Source organism: Methyloceanibacter sp., from assembly GCF_050999895.1.
In the GTDB taxonomy this organism is placed as follows: Bacteria; Pseudomonadota; Alphaproteobacteria; order Rhizobiales; family Methyloligellaceae; genus Methyloceanibacter.
This window is the reverse complement of sequence record NZ_JBPCOU010000097.1, coordinates 1-5,979: the sequence shown is the minus strand read 5'-3', so window position 1 is coordinate 5,979 and position 5,979 is coordinate 1. Positions and strand designations below refer to the sequence as shown.

Sequence of the window (5,979 nt, the reverse complement as noted above, 5' to 3'; positions counted from 1 at the left end):
TTTGAGGAAGACGAGCGAGTCCAGAATTTTTGGCAAGGTGATGCGCTTCATATGCGGGCAAAGATTGCAGGGCCGCACGAACTGCACGTTCGGCGCCTCCACCGCGACGTTGTCGCTCATGGAGCACTCCGTGACGAGCAGCACCTTGGAGGGCTGGTTGTCATGCACCCATTTGATCATGCCGGCGGTCGAGCCGGTGAAGTCAGCCTCTTCGATCACGTCGGGCGCGCATTCCGGATGCGCGATGATCTTCACGCCGGGATCGGCTTCGCGATAGGCGCGCAGCTCATCGCCTGAGAAGCGCTCATGCACCTCGCAGTGCCCCTTCCAGGTAATGATCTCGACATCGGTCTGCGTCGCCACCCATTTCGCCAGATATTCGTCTGGCAGGAGGATCACGCGCTTGGCGCCGAGCGACTCGACCACGCGCACGGCGTTGGACGAGGTGCAGCAAATATCGCACTCGGCCTTCACTTTGGCGGAGGTATTCACATACGTGACGACAGGCACGCCGGGATAGGCCTCGCGCAGCGCGCGCACATCGGCGGCGGTGATGGAAGCAGCGAGCGAGCAGCCTGCGCGCGAATCCGGTACGAGCACGAGCTTGTCCGGACTGAGCAGCTTCGAGGTCTCGGCCATGAAATGCACGCCGCCCTGCACGATGATCTCAGCGTCGGTCCGGGAGGCCTCACGCGCGAGCTGGAGCGAATCGCCGACCACGTCGGCGACGCAATGGAATATCTCCGGCGTCATGTAGTTATGCGCGAGCACGACGGCGTTGCGCTCCCGTTTCAAGTCGTTGATCGCCTTCACGTAAGGAGCAAAGCCCGGCCATTCGATCGGCGGGATCACGCGCTTGACGCGCTCGTAAAGATGCGCGGTCGCTCGCGCCACTTCCGGCGTGTAGGCCAGATCGGGAAGCACGGCAGGGAACAGCGGCGCCTGCTTGGCGCTGAGAGCCGTCAGGTTTGCTCTGCTTTGAACCGTCGTCATGGCTTCGTTCCTTACAATAATGCTCATACTGAGCATATGTAGGGCGTTAAAACATCCGGCACAAGGCCGGCTGGGCATCCCTCAGTCCTATTCTCACTTTGAGTATAGGTGATGACGCCGCACATTCAACCCGGAATGAAGGCCCGCGGCAAGAGGCCGCCCTCCGCCACCGCCCGCCGGATCGCGAGGGCCTATGGCCGCGCACGGGCCTCCTCTGTTAGCCTTCGGTTCTGAAGATGAGGAAGGGCAACAGATGCAGTCGCAATTCACCGTGGGCGTGCGGGAAGGTGGCACGGCTGACAGGATCGTGGTGAAAGCCGAAGACGCGCTTATCGCCGCGCTCAAGGTCAAGGCGGAGCGGCCGGAGGCGTCGATCACCTATGTTCGTCGCCTCAACCGGCGCGGGGATACACGGCACCCGCCGCACCGGCTGAAAGAGATTTAGCCGGTCCCTAGGACGCTTAAGGCGCCGGCGGGAGTTGGAGGGCGTCCTCTGCCGCCTTGGGGCGCAGCACGACATAGATCACAAATGTGCCGAGCAGCATGGCGCCCGCGAGCGCAGGCGCGCGCCAATCGCCCGTCCCGACGCGCACCACGATCAGAAGTGCGCAGACGAGTGTGCCGAGCGCGGGCACGAAAAGCGGTATCTCGAACCGTCCCTCAGGCTCGCCCTTGCGCCGCTTCAGCACGAAGAGAGCGGCGTTGACGAAGGCGAACACCATCAACAGCATGAGCACCGTCGCGGCGGCAAGCTCGGTAATCGTACCGAGCATCGCGAGTGGTACGAGGACGAGAAACAGGGCGACGATGGCAAGATGCGGCGTGCGCCGGCCGGCATGCACCCTGCCCAGAAAGGCCGGCAGCAGTCCCTGCCGCGACATGCCGTAGAGCAGGCGCGAGGCCGTGACGTAGTTCACGAGCGCGGTGTTGGCGACCGCGAAGAGCGTGATGAAGGTATAGACAATGGGCGGCACGGAGGGCGCGGCCGTGGCCATCACCTCGGTAAGCGGGCCGGGGGCATCGGCAAGATCCTGCCACGGCACCACGGACACGGCCGTGATCGCGACCGCGATATAGAGCACTGCGGCGAGCACCATGGCGAGGATCAGGCCGATGGGAATGGTCCGCTGCGGGTCGCGGCATTCTTCCGCGACATTGACCGTGTCCTCGAAGCCGATAAAGGCGAAAAAGGTCAGAACCGCGCCTTGCAGCACCAGCAGCAGCGCGCCGTCGTCGCCGAGCGAGGTCGGAGTCTCGAAATAATCTACGCTGCCCCAATAGGAAAAGCCGACCACGATGACGATCACGAGGCCGGCCGCCTCGACCACCGTGCACAGCACATTCACCCACATCGACTCGCGAATGCCGCGGAAAACAATGCCCGTCATCACGAGCAGGAACCCGAGCGCGATCCAGGAAACGGGCAAGCTTTCAATCTCGAACAAAGCGGCGATATTCGATGCAAATACGCGGGATTGCGTTGCAATTGATGTGAGGCCGGAGCACACGAGCGCGAGCCCCACGACGAAGCCGATCAGCGGGAAGCCGAAGGCCCTATGCGTAACATAGGCTGCACCCGCGGCGCGGGGATAGCGCGAGCCCATCGAGGCATAGGAGAGCGCGGTGAGGAGCGCGGCGACCAGCGCCACGACGAAGGCGAGCCAGACCGCGTTGCCGACCTCGCCCGCTGCCTTGCCGATCAGGCCATAGATGCCGGCCCCGAGCATGCTGCCGAGCCCATAAAGGGCAAGCTGCACCGGCCCGATGGAGCGTTGCAGCGTCGGCTCGGCCGCAGGCGGCGTTGCTGGTGGCGTATCCCCCATGCTCCGTCCCTAACACGCGAGGGGTACGAGACCTAGCTCTTCAGCCGGTAGCCGGTCTTGAAGATCCACCACACGATGACGAGGCAGACCCCGAGGAAGAAGAACGTCACGGCGAGGCTGATGCCCGGGCTGACATCGGAGATGTCGAAGAAGCTCCAGCGAAAGCCGCTAACGAGATAGACCACCGGATTGAACAAGGTCACGGTGCGCCAAAACGGCGGCAGCACGTTGATGGAATAGAAGGTGCCGCCGAGAAAGGTGAGCGGCGTGATGATGAGGAGCGGCACGATCTGCAACTTCTCGAAGCCGTCCGCCCAGATGCCGATGATGAAGCCGAGCAGGCTGAAGGTGAGCGCCGTCAACACCAGGAAGGCGACCATCCAGAACGGGTGCGCGATGTGCAAAGGCACAAACAGCCATGCCGTCGCAAGGATGATGAGCCCGAGGATGATGGATTTGGTCGCCGCCGCGCCGACATAGCCGATCACGATCTCGATATAGGAAATCGGCGCCGACAGGATCTCGTAGATCGTTCCGGTGAAGCGCGGGAAGTAGATGCCGAAGGCCGCATTGGCCACGCTCTGCGTGAGCAGCATCAGCATGACAAGGCCGGGCACAATGAACGCACCGTATGGCACGCCCTCGAATTCGGTGATGCGCGAGCCGATCGCCGCCCCGAACACCACGAAATAGAGCGACGTCGAGATAACGGGCGAGACTATGCTCTGCATCAGGGTGCGGCCGGCGCGCGCCATCTCGAACGTGTAGATCGCCTTGATGGCGGGTAGATTCATTTCCGCCTCACCAGATTGACGAAGATATCCTCAAGCGAGCTCTCCGAGGTGTCGAGATCCTTGAAGCGAATCCCCGCCTGGCCGAGATCGGTCAAAAGCGTGGTGATGCCGGTACGCTCGCCTTGCGTATCGTAAACATAGGTCAGCTCGCTGCCGTCTTGATTCAAAGCCAGGTTGTGCTTTGCGAGGCTCGGCGGCAACGCGGTGAGCGATTCCTGGAGCTCAAGGGTCAGCTGCTTCTGGCCGAGCTGGCGCATCAGTTGCGCCTTGTTCTCGACGAGAATGATCTCGCCATTATTGATGACGCCGATACGGTCGGCCATGTCCTCGGCTTCGTTAATATAATGCGTGGTGAGAATGATGGTCACGCCGGCATCGCGGAGCGTGCGCACGGTCTGCCACATATCCTTGCGCAGTTCGACGTCGACCCCGGCGGTGGGCTCGTCGAGAAACAGGATCTGGGGCTCGTGCGACAGCGCCTTGGCGATCAGCACCCGGCGCTTCATGCCGCCGGACAGCGTCATGAGCCGCGAATCCTTCCTGTCCCACAGCGACAGGTCCTTCAAGACCTTGGTGATGTAGTCCGGGTTCGGCGTCTTGCCGAACAGACCGCGGCTGAAGGAGACCGTCGCCCACACCGTCTCGAACGCGTCGGTGGTCAGCTCTTGGGGCACGAGGCCGATCATGGATCGCGCGGCGCGGAAATCGGTGATGATGTCGTGGCCGTCGACGGTGACCGAGCCTTCGCTCGGCCGCACGATCCCGCAAATGACGCTGATCAGCGTGGTTTTGCCCGCGCCGTTCGGGCCGAGCAGCGCGAAGATCTCGCCGCGACGAATGTCGAGATTGATGTTCTTGAGCGCATGAAAGCCGGACTCGTAGACCTTGGAGAGATTCTGCACCGAAATAATCGGGTGCATGGAGGGGGTCGCGCTGTCCATGGCTCTCGCGGTGATGGCGGGAAATTGAGTCTTCCGGGTGGCGCCGGATGCTAGTCGAGCGCGGCCAAATGCGCCACGCCCGACGGTCAGATACCTGGCTCAAAATACGGTGAACACGCCTATTTCCCGGGTGTAAGCCGCAGGAGCTTGCCGTCGCCTCCGTCGGTGAGGGCGTACACCGCGCCGTCGGGCCCTTGCGCCACATCGCGAATGCGGCTTCCCATCGCGATGCGGTCCTCGCTCGCGACTTTATCGCCGTCGAGGGTGAGGCGCACGATCGCGGCTGAAGACAGCCCGGCGATCAGAATATTGCCCCGCCAGTCCGGGAACACATCGCCCGTATAGAAAGTCATGCCCGACGGCGAGATCACCGGGTTCCAGTGATAGATCGCGTCGGTGAATTCCGGATGGGTCGGCGGGTCGGGGATGTCTTCGCCGTCATAATGCGTGCCCCAGCTCACCACGGGCCAACCGTAATTCTTACCGGGCTCGGGAATGTTGAGCTCGTCGCCGCCCTTCGGGCCGAACTCGATCGTCCACAATTTGCCGGTCTTCGGATTGATCGCGCCGCCTTGCACGTTGCGGTGCCCATAGGACCAGATCTCGGGCAGCGCGTCGTCCTTGCCGACGAAGGGATTGTCGTCCGGCACCGATCCGTCCGGATTGATGCGCACGACCTTGCCGAGATGCGATTTGAGATCCTGTACGGGATCGAACTTGAAGCGCTCGCCGAGCGTGACGAAAAGCTTGCCGTCGGGCGCGAAGACGAGGCGCGATCCGAAATGATTGCCGCCGTCAACTTTCTGCTTCTGACGGAAGATAACCTTCACATCCTCGAGCGTCATATCGGTGAGCTTGCCGCGCGCCACGGCCGTGCCGGCACCGCCGTCGCCCGGCTCGGAATAAGAGACAAAGACGAGACCGTTCGTCGCGAAATCCGGATCCAGAGCGACGTCGAGGAGTCCGCCCTGGCCGGCGGCGACGACCTTAGGGACGCCCTTGATGGGATCGGAGACCGCGCCGTCCTTGTCCACGATTCGCAGCGTGCCCACCTTCTCGGTGACGAGCATGCGCCCGTCCGGCAAGAACGCCATACCCCAGGGGCTATCGAGGCCATCGGCAAGCGTCTCGACCTTGAGGGGTCCGGCTTTGCTTTGGACGGTCCGCTCTTCGGCGATGACCGTCATGCTTGCGAACATCAGCAGCGCTCCCGCAACGAGGGCGGTCGCTGTGCGAAGTAAAACGGTCTCTTTTGTTTCAGCATTATAGGTCGCCATAACTCTCGCCTGATCTCACCATCTGTTGCGGCTAACGCCAAAGCGGCGTCATGGTTCATTGCAAGTTAATCTCGGGATCGGTGCAATTGCTACAATTTCGCACAATCGTTATGGAAGGACGATGGGTCGACTGATAATTTCCCCGCGCGCC

The 5,979-nt window shown here is 62.3% G+C and carries 6 protein-coding genes; 1 reads left to right on the top strand and 5 read right to left on the bottom strand.

Annotation, left to right across the window (positions count from 1 at the left end; translation table 11 throughout):
• A partial coding sequence (gene nadA / locus ACR2J1_RS10940; protein WP_434019358.1) for a quinolinate synthase NadA occupies window positions 1–993 on the bottom strand: 993 nt, incomplete at its 3' end.
• A 253-nt stretch (window positions 994–1,246) separates the two neighbouring features.
• On the opposite strand from nadA, the gene ACR2J1_RS10935 reads away from it, so the two are divergent.
• The gene (locus ACR2J1_RS10935) at window positions 1,247–1,438 is read left to right on the top strand and encodes a hypothetical protein (RefSeq protein WP_434019357.1); all 192 of its coding nucleotides are present in this window, start codon (window positions 1,247–1,249) and stop codon (window positions 1,436–1,438) included.
• A 16-nt stretch (window positions 1,439–1,454) separates the two neighbouring features.
• Here ACR2J1_RS10935 and ACR2J1_RS10930 read toward each other — a convergent pair whose 3' ends face one another.
• From ACR2J1_RS10930 to ACR2J1_RS10915, 4 genes are all read right to left on the bottom strand, one after another.
• A complete protein-coding gene (locus tag ACR2J1_RS10930) occupies window positions 1,455–2,816 on the bottom strand; it encodes an APC family permease (RefSeq protein WP_434019356.1) in 1,362 nt (453 codons plus the stop codon).
• Between the two features lie 32 nt (window positions 2,817–2,848).
• Window positions 2,849–3,610: an ABC transporter permease gene (locus ACR2J1_RS10925; RefSeq protein WP_434019355.1), complete on the bottom strand. Its 762-nt coding sequence runs from the start codon at window positions 3,608–3,610 to the stop codon at window positions 2,849–2,851.
• The gene (locus tag ACR2J1_RS10920; protein ID WP_434019359.1) at window positions 3,607–4,530 is read right to left on the bottom strand and encodes an ABC transporter ATP-binding protein; all 924 of its coding nucleotides are present in this window, start codon (window positions 4,528–4,530) and stop codon (window positions 3,607–3,609) included. The genes ACR2J1_RS10925 and ACR2J1_RS10920 overlap by 4 nt, the downstream gene beginning before the upstream one ends.
• 140 nt (window positions 4,531–4,670) lie before the next feature.
• Complete coding sequence (locus ACR2J1_RS10915) at window positions 4,671–5,828, bottom strand: PQQ-dependent sugar dehydrogenase (protein WP_434019354.1); 1,158 nt, start codon at window positions 5,826–5,828, stop codon at window positions 4,671–4,673.
• Window positions 5,829–5,979 lie beyond the last annotated feature (151 nt).